At 73.8% G+C, this 16,337-nt stretch carries 17 protein-coding genes and 1 tRNA gene; 12 read left to right on the top strand and 6 right to left on the bottom strand.

Features of this window, described 5'->3' with window-relative positions; all coding sequences use genetic code 11:
* Nucleotides 1-15: 15 nt before the first annotated feature.
* The 3 genes from der to OEB99_RS10165 all read left to right on the top strand — a co-directional run bounded on the left by der (nt 16) and on the right by OEB99_RS10165 (nt 2,700).
* Nucleotides 16-1,467, top strand: coding sequence for a ribosome biogenesis GTPase Der (gene der, locus OEB99_RS10175; RefSeq protein ID WP_263509939.1), 1,452 nt, complete (start codon nt 16-18; stop codon nt 1,465-1,467).
* A complete protein-coding gene (locus tag OEB99_RS10170; RefSeq protein ID WP_263509938.1) occupies nt 1,464-2,528 on the top strand; it encodes a hypothetical protein in 1,065 nt (354 codons plus the stop codon). Before der ends, OEB99_RS10170 begins: the two co-directional genes overlap by 4 nt.
* A gap of 98 nt (nt 2,529-2,626) precedes the next feature.
* A tRNA-Pro gene (locus OEB99_RS10165) sits at nt 2,627-2,700 on the top strand.
* A gap of 76 nt (nt 2,701-2,776) precedes the next feature.
* Here OEB99_RS10165 and OEB99_RS10160 read toward each other — a convergent pair.
* Nucleotides 2,777-2,923 carry a hypothetical protein gene (locus OEB99_RS10160; protein ID WP_263509937.1) on the bottom strand — a complete coding sequence of 49 codons (147 nt, stop codon included), beginning with the start codon at nt 2,921-2,923 and terminating at the stop codon, nt 2,777-2,779.
* Nucleotides 2,924-2,982: 59 nt separating this feature from the next.
* Here OEB99_RS10160 and OEB99_RS10155 point away from each other — a divergent pair, with 59 nt between their 5' ends.
* Nucleotides 2,983-4,278, top strand: coding sequence for a hemolysin family protein (locus tag OEB99_RS10155; protein WP_263509936.1), 1,296 nt, complete (start codon nt 2,983-2,985; stop codon nt 4,276-4,278).
* Nucleotides 4,279-4,323: 45 nt separating this feature from the next.
* On the top strand, nt 4,324-4,902 hold the full coding sequence (locus OEB99_RS10150; protein ID WP_263509935.1) for a GNAT family N-acetyltransferase: 579 nt from the start codon (nt 4,324-4,326) through the stop codon (nt 4,900-4,902).
* A 13-nt stretch (nt 4,903-4,915) separates the two neighbouring features.
* Here OEB99_RS10150 and OEB99_RS10145 read toward each other — a convergent pair whose 3' ends face one another.
* Nucleotides 4,916-6,970, bottom strand: coding sequence for a thioredoxin domain-containing protein (locus tag OEB99_RS10145; RefSeq protein WP_263509934.1), 2,055 nt, complete (start codon nt 6,968-6,970; stop codon nt 4,916-4,918).
* A gap of 11 nt (nt 6,971-6,981) precedes the next feature.
* Nucleotides 6,982-7,890 (bottom strand): hypothetical protein, encoded by a 909-nt coding sequence (locus OEB99_RS10140; RefSeq protein WP_263509933.1) that lies wholly within the window; start codon nt 7,888-7,890, stop codon nt 6,982-6,984.
* A 248-nt stretch (nt 7,891-8,138) separates the two neighbouring features.
* On the opposite strand from OEB99_RS10140, the gene OEB99_RS10135 reads away from it, so the two are divergent.
* From OEB99_RS10135 to OEB99_RS10125, 3 genes are read left to right on the top strand one after another with little or no spacing between them, the layout of a single operon-like run.
* Nucleotides 8,139-9,275 carry a tetratricopeptide repeat protein gene (locus OEB99_RS10135; protein ID WP_263509932.1) on the top strand — a complete coding sequence of 379 codons (1,137 nt, stop codon included), beginning with the start codon at nt 8,139-8,141 and terminating at the stop codon, nt 9,273-9,275.
* 15 nt (nt 9,276-9,290) lie between these two features.
* Entirely contained in the window at nt 9,291-10,400 is a 1,110-nt protein-coding gene (locus OEB99_RS10130; RefSeq protein WP_263509931.1) for a hypothetical protein, read from the top strand.
* Complete coding sequence (locus OEB99_RS10125; protein WP_263509930.1) at nt 10,397-10,822, top strand: TIGR03668 family PPOX class F420-dependent oxidoreductase; 426 nt, start codon at nt 10,397-10,399, stop codon at nt 10,820-10,822. Before OEB99_RS10130 ends, OEB99_RS10125 begins: the two co-directional genes overlap by 4 nt.
* Nucleotides 10,823-10,879: 57 nt before the next feature.
* Here OEB99_RS10125 and OEB99_RS10120 read toward each other — a convergent pair whose 3' ends face one another.
* Both OEB99_RS10120 and OEB99_RS10115 read right to left on the bottom strand, forming a co-directional pair.
* Complete coding sequence (locus OEB99_RS10120) at nt 10,880-11,446, bottom strand: iron transporter (RefSeq protein ID WP_263509929.1); 567 nt, start codon at nt 11,444-11,446, stop codon at nt 10,880-10,882.
* A 109-nt stretch (nt 11,447-11,555) separates the two neighbouring features.
* A complete protein-coding gene (locus OEB99_RS10115; RefSeq protein ID WP_263509928.1) occupies nt 11,556-12,779 on the bottom strand; it encodes an NAD(P)/FAD-dependent oxidoreductase in 1,224 nt (407 codons plus the stop codon).
* 256 nt (nt 12,780-13,035) lie between these two features.
* Between OEB99_RS10115 and OEB99_RS10110 the strand changes: the two genes are divergently transcribed.
* From OEB99_RS10110 to OEB99_RS10095, 4 genes are all read left to right on the top strand, one after another.
* On the top strand, nt 13,036-13,239 hold the full coding sequence (locus OEB99_RS10110) for a YHS domain-containing protein (protein ID WP_263509927.1): 204 nt from the start codon (nt 13,036-13,038) through the stop codon (nt 13,237-13,239).
* Between the two features lies 1 nt (nt 13,240).
* On the top strand, nt 13,241-14,149 hold the full coding sequence (locus tag OEB99_RS10105) for a F510_1955 family glycosylhydrolase (RefSeq protein WP_263509926.1): 909 nt from the start codon (nt 13,241-13,243) through the stop codon (nt 14,147-14,149).
* A 131-nt stretch (nt 14,150-14,280) separates the two neighbouring features.
* On the top strand, nt 14,281-14,940 hold the full coding sequence (locus OEB99_RS10100) for a thioredoxin-like domain-containing protein (protein WP_263509925.1): 660 nt from the start codon (nt 14,281-14,283) through the stop codon (nt 14,938-14,940).
* A complete protein-coding gene (locus OEB99_RS10095) occupies nt 14,937-15,305 on the top strand; it encodes a hypothetical protein (protein ID WP_263509924.1) in 369 nt (122 codons plus the stop codon). Before OEB99_RS10100 ends, OEB99_RS10095 begins: the two co-directional genes overlap by 4 nt.
* A 31-nt stretch (nt 15,306-15,336) precedes the next feature.
* On the opposite strand, the gene OEB99_RS10090 is transcribed toward OEB99_RS10095, so the two are convergent.
* Nucleotides 15,337-16,272: a hypothetical protein gene (locus OEB99_RS10090; protein WP_263509923.1), complete on the bottom strand. Its 936-nt coding sequence runs from the start codon at nt 16,270-16,272 to the stop codon at nt 15,337-15,339.
* Nucleotides 16,273-16,337: the final 65 nt, after the last annotated feature.

Below are 16,337 nucleotides of genomic sequence, written 5' to 3'. Positions count from 1 at the left end.
GGGAGGATGACCCCCATGGAGCCCACCGCCGAGGATCTGGCCCGCACGCAAGCCCTGCGCGCGGGCCTCGAGGAGTACGAGCTCGCCGAGGAGGACCTCGCGCTGCTCGAGGGCGAGACCCTCGAAGGTGACGGGGGCGAGTCCGGCGCGCCGCTGCCGGTCGTGGCGGTCGTCGGACGCCCGAACGTCGGCAAGTCCACCCTGGTCAACCGGGTGCTCGGCCGGCGCGAGGCCGTCGTGCTGGACACCCCCGGCGTGACCCGGGACCGGGTGAGCTACCCCGCGGAGTGGGCGGGACGTCGGTTCACGCTGGTGGACACCGGCGGCTGGGAGGTCGACGTCGCAGGCCTCGACGCGCGTGTGGCGGAGCAGGCCGAGGTCGCGATCGACCTGGCAGACGTCGTCCTCTTCGTGGTCGACGCGACGGTCGGCGCGACGGCCACCGACGAGCGTGTGGTGCGGATGCTGCGCAAGGCCGGCAAGCCGGTGGTGCTCGTCGCGAACAAGGTGGACGGCCCGCGCGCCGAGGCGGACGCCCTCGCGCTGTGGAACCTCGGGCTCGGCGAGCCGCACATGGTCTCCGCGCTGCACGGGCGCGGTTCCGGGGACCTGCTCGACGCCGTGCTCGAGGCGATGCCGGAGCGCTCGGCGGTCGCCGGTCCGGTGCCCGAGGGCGGCCCGCGCCGCGTCGCACTCGTCGGGCGCCCGAACGTCGGCAAGTCGAGCCTGCTCAACGCGCTGGCGGGGTCCGCCCGGGTCGTGGTCGACGAGGTCGCGGGTACCACCCGTGACCCGGTGGACGAGCTCGTCGAGCTGGGCGACCGGCCGTGGTGGTTCGTGGACACGGCAGGGATCCGGCGCCGCGTGCACCAGACGACGGGCGCCGACTTCTACGCGTCGCTGCGCACCCAGGCGGCGATCGAGAAGGCCGAGGTCGCGGTCGTCCTCGTCGACGCGAGCCAGCCGCTCACCGAGCAGGACACCCGGGTCATCACCCAGGCCGTCGAGGCCGGGCGCGCGCTGGTGATCGCGTACAACAAGTGGGACCTGATGGAGGACGAGCGTCGGCGCTACCTCGAGCGCGAGATCGAGCGCGACCTCGTCCAGGTGCAGTGGGCGCCGCGGGTGAACCTGTCGGCGAAGACGGGCTGGCACCGCGCCAAGCTGGTCCCGGCACTCGACCTGGCGTTGCAGTCCTGGGACACCCGGGTGCCGACCGGCCGGCTCAACGCGTTCTTCGGCGAGCTGGTGGCCGCTCACCCGCACCCGCTGCGCGGCGGCAAGCAGCCGCGGGTGCTGTTCGCGACGCAGGCGGCGACCCGTCCGCCGAGGTTCGTCGTGTTCGCCACGGGATTCCTCGAGGCGGGCTACCGCCGGTTCATCGAGCGACGGCTGCGCGAGACCTTCGGGTTCGAGGGGTCGCCGATCGAGATCTCGGTCCGGGTACGGGAGAAGCGCAAGCGGTGACCGGCCCGTCGCGCGTCGCCCAGCGGGGTGTGCTGCTGCGCTGGGGGCTCCCGCGCGACCCCGCGGCGAGCACGAGCCTTGCCGGGTTCCTGGTCTCCGGCGTGGCGACCGTGATGGTCACGCGAGCCTTCCTGGCCGCGACCGGGTACCCGCAGCTCGGCGGGGAGGGCCTGCACATCGCGCACGTGCTCTGGGGCGGTCTGGGCATGACCCTGGCCATCGTGCTGCTGCTGTCGTTCGTCGGGCCGGCCGTGCGGCCGATCGCGTCGGTCGTCGGCGGCATCGGGTTCGGGCTGTTCATCGACGAGATCGGGAAGTTCGTCACCGACGACAACGACTACTTCTTCCGTCCCACTGCGGCGCTGATCTACCTGGTGGTGGTGCTGCTCGTGCTGCTCGCGGAGGCGGTGCACGGGCGTGTGCCGTACCGGCCGTCGGAGTACCTCGCCGCCGCTGCCGACCAGGCCGTGGCGGGGCTGGCCGGCGGGTTCACGCCGCACGCGCGAGCCCAGGCGCGCCGGCTCCTCGCCCGCGCGGAGGGGGAGCACGGCACGGCCGAGGTCGCCGCCGTGCTCGACGTCGTCGACGAGGACCACAGCGAGGCGCCCAACCCGGTGGCTTCGGTGAGCTCGTGGTTGGTGCGCACCACGCGTCGACTGATCGACGCCCGGTTCGTGCCGGCGGTGACCGTCGCGGTGCTGCTGGTCAGCGTCGTTTCGACGGTGGTCCTCGGCCTGGCGGCCTGGCAGGCGGCGGGCCTGGACTGGTGGGTCGCCGCCGGCATGGTCGGTGGGGTCCTGGTGAGCGCACTGCTCGCCGGGTGGGGCCTGGTGCTGGTGCGCCGGGACCGGTACGCCGCCTACCTCAGATTCCGGCGTGCGGTCCTGGTGTCGCTGCTCGTGACCCAGTTCTTCGTCTTCCTCGCCGAGGAGTTCGCGGCGGTCTGGGGCCTGCTCGTCGACCTCGCCGTGCTGGTCCTGGTCGAGGCGGAGATCAGCCAGCTCGAGGAGGGTGACGAGCTCCCTGCCCGCACAGCGCAGGGCTCGGCGCGGCCCGTCTGAGTCGAGGCCGATCGCGCCGGGCGTCACCGTGCGTGCGTGTCGCCGCGTCGCGAGGGGGCCCGACGCCTGCGGTACGATCGTCTCCGGCTTCGGCCGAACGGGATGTGGCGCAGCTTGGTAGCGCACTTGACTGGGGGTCAAGGGGTCGCAGGTTCAAATCCTGTCATCCCGACAGTGTTGTCGCAGGTCAGAGGCCGTCTCGCCGACAAGCGAGGCGGCCTCTGGTGCGTCGTGGCGGGTGCGTGGCCTCAGGAGTTCGCGACGATCGGCCGTCCCGGTCGCGTCGTGCTGCCGGCCAGGCCCTCGATGACCGCATCCGGGCGAGGCCCCGACAGCCCCGGCTTGACCTCGGGGGCCAGGTCCCGTGTGTACTCGTCGCCATGGATGTTCGGCACGGCCCGACCTACCCGCTGTCCAGCACCGGCACGGCCGGATCGGGGAGGGGGCGGGTCCGGTGGATCTGACCACGGTGACCAACGCGCTCCTGGTGCTGCTCTTCGTCTTGATCGGTGGCGTGTTCGCGGGGACCGAGCTCGCACTCGTCTCGCTCCGGGAGAGCCAGATCGACCGGCTCGAGCGGCAGAGTCGCCGGGGTGCGCGGGTGGCGTCGGTCGCACGGGACCCGAACAGGTTCCTGGCGGCCGTGCAGATCGGGGTGACCCTCGCCGGCTTCTTCTCGGCGGCCTACGGTGCGTCGACGCTGGCGCCGGACGTCGCGCCCGTCCTCGAGCGTCTCGGGTTCGGCGAGGCCGCGGCGGAGACGGCGGCCCTGGTGGTCATGACCCTCGCCGTCGCCTACCTCTCCCTCGTGCTCGGCGAGCTGGTCCCGAAGCGGCTCGCGCTGCAGCGTGCGGCGACCGTCTCGCTGGTCGTGGGCCCGCCCCTGGACCGGTTCGCAACCCTCATGCGGCCGGTGGTCTGGCTGCTGTCGGTGTCCACCAACGCGGTGGTCCGGCTGCTCGGCGGCGACCCGACCGCCACGACGGAGGAGATGACCGAGGACGAGCTCCGGGATCTCGTGGTGGGCCACACGGGTCTGGCCGAGGACGAGCGGCGGATCCTGGACGACGTGTTCGACGCGGGCGACCGAACCCTCGGCGAGGTGATGCGACCTCGCGGTGAGGTGGTCTTCCTCTCCGGCCGGGTACGCGTGGTCGACGCGCTCCCGCTGGTGCAGGCGCGCCCGTTCTCCCGCTACCCGGTCACCGGCGACGGGTTCGACGACGTGCTCGGGTTCATCCACGTGCGCGACCTGCTCGGCGTCGACGGGGACCGGACCCTCGCCGCGGTCGCCCGTCCGATCCTGCACCTCCCGGTGACGAACCGGTTGCTGCCGTCGTTGTCCGCGATGCGGTCGCAGGGCCAGCACATCGCCGTCGTGGTCGACGAGTACGGCGGCACGGACGGCATCGTGACCCTGGAGGACATGGTCGAGGAGCTCGTCGGGGAGATCCACGACGAGTACGACGTGCCCGAACCCGTGGCGCACGAGGACGCCGAGGGGCATCAGGTGGTGGACGCCGGGGTGACGATCGAGGAGTTCGCCGAGATCACGGGCGTCGAGCTCGCCGACGGCCCGTACGAGACGGCGGCCGGCTTCGTCGTGCACCGCCTGGGTCGGCTCGCCGTGGTCGGCGATCGGGTGCGCGTGCGCGAGCACGAGCTCGTCGTGACGGCGACCGAGGGGCGACGGTTGACGCGTCTGCTGGTTCGAACACCGGACGACCCCGCGCGGACGCCCGAAGGCTGACCGGCCGGTGTGAACCGCGTCGGCCGTGGGCGCTACGGTCGGCGGATGCCTGAGGCTCTTCCACTGCGGCCGTTCGCGACGGATCGCCTGACGGTGCGTCCGGCCGGCCCCGGCGACACCGCGTCGGTCTGGCGGTACCGGCGGCTCCCCGAGGTCGCGCGGTGGCTGACGGCCGAGCCGGCGGACGAGGGGGCGTTCCGCGAGACGTTCGTCGAGCCGGCGAGTCTCGCGGTGACGCTGGTGGTCGAGCACGGCGGGGCTGTGATCGGCGATCTGAGGCTCGCGGTCGAGGACGCCTGGGGTCAGGCGGAGGTCGCCGATCGCGCGAGGCGGACGCAGGCCGAGCTGGGCTGGGTGTTCGACCCGGGGCACCACGGGTGCGGCTTCGCGACCGAGGCCGTCGCCGGTCTGATCCGCGCGTGCTTCACCGACTTGGGCTTGCGCCGGGTCACGGCCGGCTGCTTCCTCGACAACGAACGATCGTGGCGGCTGATGGAGCGCGTCGGCATGCGCCGTGAGGGACTGTTCCGCGCCGACTCGCTGCACCGTGACGGCAGGTGGCTGGACTCGTGCACGTACGGATTGCTGCGCGACGAGTGGCGGCAGGGACCGCCCGCCGGCTGACGGCAGGAGCGGGTCAGCCGTTCAGCAGCGCGCCGAGCAGGTCAGGGTCACCGGTCGGTCGGTCGCAGACGAAACCCCGGCACACGTAGGCAGCGGGGGCGCCGTCGATGAGCGGACGGCCCGCGAGCAGCGGGAGTCCGGCGGCGTCCGGCTCGCCCGTGGCGATCACGAGGCCCGGCGCGGGTGCGGCCAGTGCGATGCTGCGGAGCGCGGCGGCGCGGGGATCGTCAGGATCGCCGACCACGGCGACCTGCCGCGGCCCGTCGAGGGCGGCCTCGAGCGCGGCGAGCGCCCAGCCCGCGGCGAGTGGCGTCTCGGGGGCGTGAAGGAGGGGGACGCCGAGGGCTTGCTCCGCGGCACGTCGATGCGTCGCCAAGCCGGTGAGGGCGGCGTAGGTGAGCAGCGCGGCACCGGCGGCCGCGGTGCCGGACGGCGTCGGGCCGTCGACCACCTCGCGCGGGCGGCGGATCGCGGCGATCACCGGGTCGGTGGCATCGGCCGCGGTGTCGTGCAGGATGCCGGCGTCGTCGGTGAACTGCTCACGGACGGCGTCGAGGAGCCGTTCGGCGTCGGTCAGGTAGCGCGGGTCCCCGACGGCCTGGACGACGGCGAGGAGACCCTCGGCGAGGCACGCGTAGTCCTCGAGGACACCCGCGGGTGCCCCGGCGCGGCCGCCGAGCGAGCTCCGGGCCAATCGCGGGGCCTCAGCGGCGTCCCGCAGGTGCGTCGCGAGCACGTGATCGGCGGCCGTACGCGCGGCCTCGACCCAGTCGCGCCGGTCGAACAGCGCACCGGCGTCCGCGAGCGCCGCGATCGTCAGGCCGTTCCAGGCGGTGACGACCTTGTCGTCGCGCGTCGGGCGGGGGCGCGCGGCGCGGGCGTCGCGGAGCCGGTCACGAACCCGGAGCCACCGTTCGGGGTCGTCCGGGTCGGCCGGGAGGCGGAGCACCGACGTGCCGTGCTCGAACGACCCGCCGTCGAACACCCGACACAGGTCGGCCACCCAGGTGCCGTCAGCCGCGCCGAGCGCGTCGACGAGCTGCTCCGGCGTCCACACGTAGAACGCGCCCTCGCGGACCGTGCCGGTGCCGGGGTCGAGTGAGTCGGCGTCCAGCGACGACGCGAAGCCGCCCTCGGGCGTGCGCAGCTCGGACAGGAGGAAGTCCGCGGTCTCCTCCACGACCCGCCGGGCCAGCGGCGACCGGGTCAGACGCCACCAGTGCGCGTAGACGCGGAGCAGCAGGGCGTTGTCGTAGAGCATCTTCTCGAAGTGCGGCACCACCCAGGCCGCGTCCACCGAGTACCTCGCGAAGCCCCCGCCGACCTGGTCGTACATCCCGCCTCGCGCCATGGCCTCGAGGGTTCGTCCGGCCAGGTCGAGGGCCTGCGTCGACCGGCGGTCGCCCTGGCCGCGGGCGGCGCGACGCAGGAGCCACTCGAGCAGCATCGACGGCGGGAACTTCGGGGCACGCCCGAACCCGCCGTGGCTCGGGTCCGCCTGAGCGAGGGCCGCCGACAGGGCGGCGTCGGCCACCGCGCGGTCCAGCGGCGCGGTACCGAGCGCGGGCGTGCGGGCGGCGAGGGCCCGGACCACCTGGGCGCCCCCGTCGACCAGGTCGGCACGTCGGGTGCGCCAGGCGTCGACCGCGGCCTCGAGCAGCTGCCGGAACGACGGGACGCCCCCCATCGCCACCGGCGGGAAGTACGTCCCGGCGAAGAACGGCGTCCCGTCGGGGGTCGCGAGCACCGTCATCGGCCAGCCACCCTGCCCGGACATCGCGATGGTGGCGGCCATGTAGGTGGCGTCCACGTCCGGACGCTCCTCACGGTCGACCTTGACGGCGACGACGTGGTCACGCATGAAGGCCGCGATCTCGGGGTCCTCGAAGGACTCGTGGGCCATCACGTGGCACCAGTGGCAGGCGGCGTAGCCGACCGAGATCAGGACCGGGAGGTCCCGGCGGCGCGCTTCAGCGAAGGCGTCCGGCCCCCACTCCCACCAGTCGACCGGGTTGTCGGCGTGCTGGCGCAGATAGGGGCTCGTCGCGTCCGCGAGTCGGTTCGCCACCGGCGGTCCGCCTAGGCCGGCGGGGGCTGGAGCGCGACACGCAGCTGAGCGCGGGCCTGCTCGACGGCGGCGCGACGAGAGCGCAGCTCATCGGCCCCCGCACCCGCCGGTGTCGAGATCTCCGCGTCGACGGCCGAGATCAGGGCGCCCAGGGCCTGCTGGCAGCCGTCGACCTGGGAGAGCCGGGCTGGGTCGGGCGCGGACGCGGCCTGGGCGCGCAGCCGGCGGTCGAGGTCGAACCTCCACGATCCGCTCGCCTGCCACGCCGCGGCGGCCTCGGTGGTGCTCGCCCTGGTGAGCACCTCGGGAACGATCTCGGCATCGAGCCGGGCCAGGTCGGACGTGATGGCGGCGGTCTCCTCGTCCCACCGCCGGCGCCGCCGACGGCCAGGGATGAACGCCGCCCCGATCGCAGCGAGCACCGCGGCAGCCAGCAGCCAGACCCACCACGTCGGGCCTCCTGGCTCGGCGTCGTCGGTCTCCTCGCCGGCGCTGGTGTCGCCCTCGTCGGTCGGAGAGGCGCTGGCGGTCGGCTCGTCGGTCGGCTCCGCGGGCGCGGTCTCGGAGGGCTCGGTCGTGGCTGTGGGTTCGGTGGTCGGCGTCGGCTCGGTGGTCTCGGTGGGTTCGGCCGTCGCCGTCGGCTCTGCTGTCTCGGACGGCTCGGCCGTGGCCGTGGGTTCGGCGGTCGCCGTGGGCTCGCTCGTCTCGGTCGGCTGGTCGGTCGGCTCGGTGGTCTCGGTGGGTTCGGCGGTCTCGGTCGGGTCGGTGGTCGCGGTCCCGCTGCCCCCGGGGCGGGTCACCGTCGGCAGAGTGGTGGGGAGGCTGGTCGGGAGCGTGATCCCGCCGTCACCGCAGCCGCTGAGCAGTGCCACCGCCACCACGAGCGTGGCGAGTCCTGAGGCGAGACGTGCTCGGTACATGGTTCCCCCGTACGTTGCGGACGCGCGCGAGGGTTCGAGTGTCCCATCATCGGTGCTTCCGTGGCCCCGCTGGCGACGTCTCGTCCGCCGGCTGCCCCGGCCGGGGTCCCGGTAGACCCGGTCGGGGACGGTTGAAAGCCTTCTCGCACTGTCGCAGACTGGCCCGATAGCCGCGGAGTCTCGGGTCCCGGCCTTGCAGGGCAGGGATCGTCGTCGGCCCCGTGGGAAGCCGACGGACGGGGACTGGCGTGTCGGAGCCGACCGGAGGTCCGAACGACCGGAGCGTCGCGGCCGCTCGTGCCGCCATCCGAGCCGGTCAGCTGGACCGCGCAGAGGCGGTCCTCGAGCGGGTCGTCGCCAGCGCACCCGGGGATCGCCAGGCCCAGTACCTGCTCGGGCTGGCCCGCCACCGGGCGGGACGCCCGACCGAGGCGCTGGAACCGTTCCGCACCCTCACGGCGCTCGCACCCGACGACGCGCGGTCGTGGTTCGCGCTGGGCACCGCACTCGAGGCCGCGGGTCAGCCCGACCGGGCCGAGGATGCGTTCGCCCGGTGCCGAGCCCTCGAACCCACGGTCGAGCCCGGTGGTGCGGCGCCGAATGCGCCACGACCGCACGGTGGCCCTGGTGACGGGTCCCCGGCGGCGCCGCCCGCTGCACCGGCCGACCAGGTGCTGTCGGGTCCGGGCACCCTCGCCGCCGGGCTCGAGCAGAGCCCGGGCGACGCGGGGCACGGCACCCTGCTCGTCTCGGGCGGCCGGCGCCTCGGATCGTCGCTGGGTGCGGTTCTGCTCGGCGCGATCGTGGCCGTGGCCGGGGTCCTGCTCGCCGTCCTGCGACCCTCGGCCCTGGCCGGGTTGCTCGCTAGGTGGTCGATGCTCGGGCGCAGCCCGGACGTGCTGCGGAGCCGGCTCCGGGACGCGCAGGACCTGGGCTTCGGGGAGGGGGAGGGCTCGCCGGTCGCCGTGCTCGAGGCGGAGGTCGCGCGCGCCGTCCAGGTGCTGGACGACCGCGCGGCCGTCGCCGCGAGCGCCCTGACCGTCGTCGGCCTGCTGATCGCCGCGCTCGGGGTGCTGATCGCGCTCGGCGGCGTGCTGCGCGCCCGCGCCACGAGGTACGACGTGTACACCCACGCGATCGACATCACGCGAGGTGTGCTCAACCGTCGTACCGACACGGTCTGGTTGTACGAGGTGACCGATGCCGTCTACGAACGGCCGCTGTCGCTCCTGCTGTCCGGCGATGCCCGGATCGTGCTGCACTGCGAGGACCGCGCCCACACGGTCGTGGCGCTCCAGGGCGCCGACCAGATGCGTCGGCTGTGGGCGGAGCTGCGGGACGCCGCACTGCGCGAGCGCCGGGCGATGCGGCGCTGGTGGGTCTGACCAGGGGAGGCAGCGATGCCGGAGCAGGACGACGGGTACACGGGGCACGAGTGGGCGATCCGGGTCATCGCGATGCGCTCGGTCGACGCGGCCGACCTCGCCGGGCTCAACGTGTCGGTGGGAGTCGGGGGACTGCAGATCAGGGACCGGGTCACCGGTGAGACCGGAGACTTCGTGGTCGACGGCGCCTCGATCGGCGCGACCGCGATCCCGGGCATCGGGAACGGGAGCGTCGGGAACGGGGACTGGGCCACCTTCCGGACCGTGGACGCTCATCGCGTGGAGGACTTCGCCGGGCCCGCGGTCATCGCCGAGGTGGACGCGGTGCCACTGGTCGACGACATGCAGTCGATGACCATCCGCTTCTCCGACGACGACTGGTCGACGCTGGGCGACCTGGACGTCGAGCACGACGGGCTGTGGGACACCATGTGGCTCGGTGACGCGGTGGAGGTCGGCTCCACGGCGTCCAGCTGGAACACGAGCCTCGGGATCGGGCCGGTGACGCTCACCCTGGTGGACACCCATGCGGGCGAGCCGGACCCCGGACTGTTCGAGCAGCCCGTCGAGACGATGGCTCACGGTGCCGCCGTGGTCGATCACTTCAACGAGGGCACCACGTCGGACCTGGAGCACGCCGAGCGTGAGGTCGACGCTCAGCAGTCGATGCCGGACGACACCGACCCGGCGTTCGACCCCGAGGTGATGGCCCACGCCGCGGAGATGCGGCTGAACGACTGGGCCCAGGCGCAGGCCGACTCGGAGCAGTGCCTGGACGAGACCCTGTTCGACGTCGACCCGGCTGACGCCGCGGCCGAGGTCGACGCCCGGCAGAGCCTCGAGCCCGTCGACGAGCCCGTGACCGATGACGGACCGGTCTCGTCGCTCGGCGACCCGGCGCTGCACGAGGGCCTGTACGACGACATCCAGGAGGGCCTCGACGGCGGCGGCGCAGCGGACGGCGTCTCGGCGGGCGACGCGGACGACTGGTCGGTCGCAGGCGACGCGGACGACTGGTCGGTCGCAGGCGACGCGGACGACTGGTCGGTGGCAGGCGACGCGGACGACTGGTCGGTGGCAGGCGACGCCCCGAACCTCGGCGCCGACGACACACTCGACCAGTGAACGTCGACGAGTGCCGGTCGCGCTTCGCGGCGGAACGACACGCGTACCTCGCGACCGCCGACCGCGCGGCCGTCCCGCACCTCGTCCCGGTGACCTTCGCAGTCGTCGGATCGGACGAGATCGCTGTCGCGATCGACCACAAGCCGAAACGGGTGGCCGACCCGCACCGCCTGCGGAGGATCCGGAACATCGTCGCCAACCCACGCGTGGCGTTCCTTGCGGACGTCTACGACGAGGACTGGGAACGTCTGTGGTGGGTGCGGGCCGACGCGAGCGCGCGCGTCCTGGACGGCGGCGACGAACGAGACCGGGCCGTCGAGGAGCTGATCGAGCGGTACCCGCAGTACCGTGCGGCGCCGCCGGCCGGCCCGGTGCTGCTCGCCAGGGTGGATCGTTGGACCGGATGGAGCGGCCGGACCTGACGGCGCGGCGTCGCGGACCGGTCAGGGCTCTACCTCGCGCGCGCGGCCCCGGGGCTCTCAGGTCGGTGGCTCGACCGGTTCGGCGCTGCGCTCGATCCGCACGCCGGTGAACTCGACGTCGACGGGATCGGCGTAGCGGCGTCCGTTGACCTCGTCGTGGCGCATGAAGGTCGGCGGCTCGATGTGTACGCGCACCGTGTACTCGCCGTCGCCGGGCAGGGTCCAGTTCCGCGCGTAGTGGTACAGCATCGGGTGCCAGACGAGCTCCTGGGCGTGGGGCCCGTGCTCGGTGCCGTCGGGCGCCACGAGGGTCGCGGTGACGTCGAGGCCCGGGACGAACCGGCCGTCGGCCGCGTCGCACACGACGATCTCGAGGTGGGCGTTCGCGCCATCAGGGTTGTGCCAGGCGAGCGCCCCGCCGTCGAGGTGATACATGCCTTCGGCCTCTTCGACCGCGTAGGCCACGAGGTAGTCGCCGGCTCGGGCATGCCCGCCGTCGTCGGCCACCTCCAGCGCCATGTGGTCCAGGGCGGCGCGGAACGCGTCGCCCTGGAGCCGCGCGAGGCGAAGCTGGCGGGCGTCCGCCTCGGAGGTGTTCGGGTCCGTCGGCGGTGTGCGGGTCATCGGTGCTTCCTTCCGGATCGGGGTGTGGATCGAGGATCGTCCGGCCCGGCGAGCGGCGCGCCTCGACGAGCGCCGTCGCGCCCGCTGAGGGCCGGGGGACTCCGCGGGGCTACAGCTGGGCGAGCGGGACCGCGGCGTCGGCGAGCCGGTCTGCTCCGACGTTCCGGCCGGACCGGACGAGCTCGGTCAGCGGCTCGGTCGCGTCCCAGGTGTTCACGTGCATCGCGGCCACGACGCGATCGCCCGAGGTCCAGAACGCGACGAAGGTCAGCCCCGCGACGTCGCCGCGCAGCACGACGCGCTCATAGGCCCCCGGTGGCGCGTAGCCGACGTACTCCATGCCGAGCTCGTACTGGTCGGTGAAGAAGAACGGCAGGTCCTCGTGGACGACGTCCTGTCCGAGCATCGCGCGGGCCGCGACGGGACCCTGGCTCCGGGCGTTGGCCCAGTGCTCCACCCGCACTCGCCGGCCGAGCACGGGGTGGTCGGCGTTCGCCACGTCCCCGGCGGCGAAGATCCGCGGGTCCGCCGCCCGCAGGTGCGCGTCGACGAGGACGCCGTCGTCGACGGCGAGCCCCGCCGCTTCTGCGAGCTCGGTCCGCGGCACGGCGCCGACGGCCACCAGGGCGAGGTCGGCGTCCAGCCGGGTCCCGTCGTCGAGCTCGACGGCCTCGAGGATGCCGTGGTGCCCGAGGAAGCGTCGGACCTCGCGGTGGGTGAGCACGCCGACGCCGTGGTCGCGGTGCAGGTCGGCGAAAACCTGGGCCACCCGGGGACCGAGCGCGCCGCCGAGCGGGACGTCGCCACGCTCGACGAGCACGACGTCGAGGCCCGCGATCCGGGCCGCCGCCGCGACCTCGAGGCCGATCCATCCGCCGCCCGCCACGACGAGGCGCTCGGCGTCCTCGAGGGCCGTCTTGAGACCCTCCGAGGCATCGAGCGTGCGCAGCTGGTGGACCCCGACGAGCTCGGTGCCGGGGACGTCGAGGCCGCGCGGCCGCGAGCCCGTCGCGAGGAGCAGGCCGTCGTAGCCGATCCGCTCGGAACCCGCGGTCTCGACGACCTGGGCGTTCCGGTCGATCGCCGTGACTCGCACGCCGGTGTGCAGCTCGACGGCGTGCTCGCGGTACCAGTCGTCCGGGTGGGAGAAGACCGACTCGCGGCTCTCGGTGCCCATCAGGAAGCCCTTGGACAGCGGAGGCCTCTCGTAGGGGGCGTGCGGCTCCGCGCCGACCATCGTCACGGAGCCGTCGAACCCTTCGGACCGAAGCGTCTCCACGGCGGTGACCCCGGCGAGCCCCGCACCCACCACGACCAAACGGGGGTGAGCCATGTCTCCTCCTCACCGTCGGATGTGAGACCGGGCCGGCGCGCGTGACGCGTGCCGTCATGCCACTGAACCACCGGGTGCGATCACCCGCATGTGCACCGAGCCGTGCGGCGCGACGACCACGTGGGGGTGGACCTGGCCGGACGCCCGTGCTTCTTGACGGACTCTTCATCGTCGCCAGGTGGGTCCTTCGCAGTCCCGCAGGTAGAGTCGCGATACCCCGGCGGGGTATCCCGTCGGGCGAGCAGAGGAGGCTGCGATGGCGGAGACGGCAACCGATCCGGTGTGCGGGATGAGCGTCGACCCGGCGACGGCGCTGAGTGCAGAGGTGGACGGGACCACCTACTACTTCTGCGCTCCGGGATGCCGCAAGGCGTTCCTGGCCGAGCCGTCGGCGTACCTCGGCGGGCAGCACGGGGGACACCACGCCGGCGAGCACGGCCACGGCGGGCACCCGAGCTGACGTGGGTGCGTCTGCCGTCCGGGTCGCCGGAGGTCTGCTGGCCGCCCTTCTTGCCCTCTCGGGCTGCACGCCGGCGGACCCGGCCGAGCCGAGCACGTCGCCGTCCGCCGAGCGGAGCACGTCGCCGGACGACCTCGACCCGACGGTCGGATCCGCGTCGGGCGGTTCCTCGGGGGCGGACCCGGCCGAGCCGACCGCCGCGGTGATCCCCTTGTCGGTCGCGCTGGACCACGTCCATGGGCTGCACGTGCGTCCCGACGGCGTGCTCGTGGCGGGCACCCACACGGGAGCGGTGGAGGTCTCTCCGGACGGCGAGGTCTCCCTGCTCGCCGGAGATCGCCACGACCTGATGGGTATGACCGGGATCGCCGGGACCGAGACGCTCATCTCGTCCGGGCATCCCGCGGTCGGCAGCGAGCTGCCGAACCCGCTGGGTCTGATCGTCAGCACGGACGGCGGCGACACGTGGACGGCCCGCTCGCTGACCGGCGCGGTCGACTTCCACGCCTTGGCCGGCGACGGTCACACGGTGGTCGGCTTCGACGGGCACGAGGGCCTGCTGGTCTCCGGTGACGACGGGGGGTCCTTCGAGCGCGGCGCTGCGATCGCACCGGCAGCCCTCGCGATCACGGCGGAGGGGATCTGGGCGACGACGGCGGACGGTCTGCAGCGCTCGACCGACCGGGGGCGGACGTTCGCCCCGGTCGTGGACGCTCCGCTGCTCGTGCTCATCGCTGCGGGGGTCGACGGGTCGCTGTGGGGCGTCGACGTGAACGGCACGGCCTGGCGCTCGGGCGACGGCGCGGCCTGGGAGCGGCGGTCCGACGTCGGTCCGGTCCAGGCGCTTGCCGTGGCCGCCGACGGGTCGGCCTACGCGATCGGTGCCACGACGCTCGTCGCGTTGAGCTGAGCGTCGGCATCCGTCGCGACGTGTCCGGGTGGGCCTGCCGGCGGCGCCTGGCCGCGGCCCGCACTGAGCCGGACCGTACCGTGTCTATTATCGGACGCCGCCCATCAGCGACGACGTCAGGAGGAGGGTTCGTGGGGAAGAAGAAGCCGGCGGACGAGCGGCAGGCAGAGCTCGCCCGGATCCGCGCCGCCCAGGCGGCCTCCGAACGCCGCCGACGCGTCCTGGTGATCGCGTCCGTCGGAGCGGTCGTCGTGGCTCTCGTCGCTGTCGCGGGTGGTGTCATCCTCGCCGAGAGCCGGCGGCAGGCTGCGGTGCAGGAGGCGGCGGCGTCGCCCATCCCCGGCGTCGAGGAGGAGCAGGACCTCTCGGCGAACCACGTCGCCGCGCTGCCCGAGCCGACCCCGAGCACACCGGGCGGCACCCTGCTCCCGCCGATGGGCGGCGATCACGACCCGGTGGTGCAGAACTGCGGTGTCTACACCGAGCCGGTGGCGACGGCGAACGCCGTGCACTCCCTCGAGCACGGCGCGGTCTGGATCACCTACCGGCCGGGACTCGACCCGTCCCAGGTCGAGACCCTGACCACGCTCGCCGGGGGGTACGACTTCGTGCTGCTCAGCCCGTTCGAGGACCTCAAGGCCCCGATCGTCCTGACGGCGTGGGGCGTCCAGCTCGAGGTCGACGATCCGGCCGATCCCCGGGTGGAGGAGTTCCTCGTGAAGTACGTCCAAGGGCCCCAGACCCCGGAGCCCGGCGCAGCGTGCAGTGGCGGAGTGGGGACCCCGGCATGAGCCCACGTGCCGTGCCCGGCCTCACGGTGTGCCGCAGCTGCGCTGGCGAGCGGCTCGGCGACGGGCGGGCCGGACAGGAAGCGCAGCTCGCCCGGTACGCCGCGATCGAGGAGGCAGGGGTGGCGCGGATCACCGCGGTCGACTGCCTCGACCAGTGCGGCAAGGGCGACGCGATCGTGGTCCGACCAGTCCGCGAGCACCGGGCGACAGCGGGTCCGGTCTGGCTGGCCGGGCTGGTGACACCCGACGCCACCCAGGCCCTGCGGGCCTGGCTCGCCGCCGGCGGCCCGGGGCACTCCGCGCTACCGACGGTCCTCGCGCCGTACGTGGTCGGCGCGCCGGACGAGGGCGAGGCGACCGGCTGACCCACGCGGCACGGCCCGACGCCCGCGGACCCTACGTGCCCCATCCGCAGGCGTCGCCGATGTAGGCCTTCGCCTGAGCCCGGATCGACTCCGGGAGCTGGAGGTAGAACACGTGCTGCGGCTCGCCGCCGACCGTCGTGCGCAGGCCGAAGAACGTGCCGCGCTTGTCGTCGGCGACGGCGTGCGGGTCGCACCGACCCGGCCGGAACTCCAGGGTGACCGTGGTCGCCGCACGGACGGGCTCGAGGTCGGGGAAGATCCACGCGGTCGCGGCGGCCTCGGGCTGGAAGAGGATCGACTGGTCGATCTGGTCGATCGACACGGCGGGTCCACCGACGACCGGGTCCACGACCAGGTCCACGAGCCCGATCAGCTGGTCGCCGTGCTCGGTCGTGCGGTAGTTGTCGAAGCGCACGGTGGCCGCCGCATCGAAGGCCTGGGCCGCGCAGTCCTCGGCGTGGATCCGTTCGAGGTGGGAGTTGGGGTCGGTCGGGTTCGCGACGACGTCCTGCGGGCCGTCCGGCGTCGCGACGGTGAGTGTGACCTCTGCCGGGACCGAGGTGTCGGTGGCGGGGGTCTCCGCACTCGCGGGTGAGCACACGGGCGCGCCGAGCGGCACGTCGACGTCGCGGTAGCTGCCGGAGGGCACGGTCTTCGGCTTCGCGGGGTCGGAGACGGCAGGCCCCACGATGACCGACGTGCTGAGCGAAGCGTCCAGGACCTCGAGCGCACCCGGGCCGTCGTAGGTCACGTGGACCTGGACCACGCGCGGCCCCCAGCTCGCCCGGTCCTGCCGGATCTCGACGCCGACGGCGGTGAGGTCGGGCCCCACCTCCCCGGCGGAGGCCGACCCCGGCGAGGGCGACGCGCCCGCCGACGGTGGCGCGCCGGTGGCCGTGCAGCCCGCGAGCGAGAGCAGCGCGACGAGCAGTGCACACGGCGCGCGCCGGGGTCCGACCACTGTCATGACCTGACTGTAGGTGGCACCCATCTCGGGGTCGCGCCCGGATCCGGGCCCGCTCGGCACCGTCC

This window comes from Actinotalea endophytica, from assembly GCF_025717005.1.
In the GTDB taxonomy this organism is placed as follows: Bacteria; Actinomycetota; Actinomycetes; order Actinomycetales; family Cellulomonadaceae; genus Actinotalea.
This window is presented reverse-complemented; position numbering and strand designations above follow the sequence as displayed.

Excerpts from the sequence above, each read along its gene's own strand:
- der (WP_263509939.1), top strand. The coding sequence starts at position 16 with ATGGAGCCCACCGCCGAGGATCTGGCCCGCACGCAAGCCCTGCGCGCG.
- OEB99_RS10150 (WP_263509935.1), top strand. The coding sequence starts at position 4,324 with ATGCCTGAGGCTCTTCCACTGCGGCCGTTCGCGACGGATCGCCTGACG.
- OEB99_RS10140 (WP_263509933.1), bottom strand. The coding sequence starts at position 7,890 with ATGTACCGAGCACGTCTCGCCTCAGGACTCGCCACGCTCGTGGTGGCG.
- OEB99_RS10130 (WP_263509931.1), top strand. The coding sequence starts at position 9,291 with ATGCCGGAGCAGGACGACGGGTACACGGGGCACGAGTGGGCGATCCGG.
- OEB99_RS10120 (WP_263509929.1), bottom strand. The coding sequence starts at position 11,446 with ATGACCCGCACACCGCCGACGGACCCGAACACCTCCGAGGCGGACGCC.
- OEB99_RS10115 (WP_263509928.1), bottom strand. The coding sequence starts at position 12,779 with ATGGCTCACCCCCGTTTGGTCGTGGTGGGTGCGGGGCTCGCCGGGGTC.
- OEB99_RS10110 (WP_263509927.1), top strand. The coding sequence starts at position 13,036 with ATGGCGGAGACGGCAACCGATCCGGTGTGCGGGATGAGCGTCGACCCG.
- OEB99_RS10095 (WP_263509924.1), top strand. The coding sequence starts at position 14,937 with ATGAGCCCACGTGCCGTGCCCGGCCTCACGGTGTGCCGCAGCTGCGCT.
- OEB99_RS10090 (WP_263509923.1), bottom strand. The coding sequence starts at position 16,272 with ATGACAGTGGTCGGACCCCGGCGCGCGCCGTGTGCACTGCTCGTCGCG.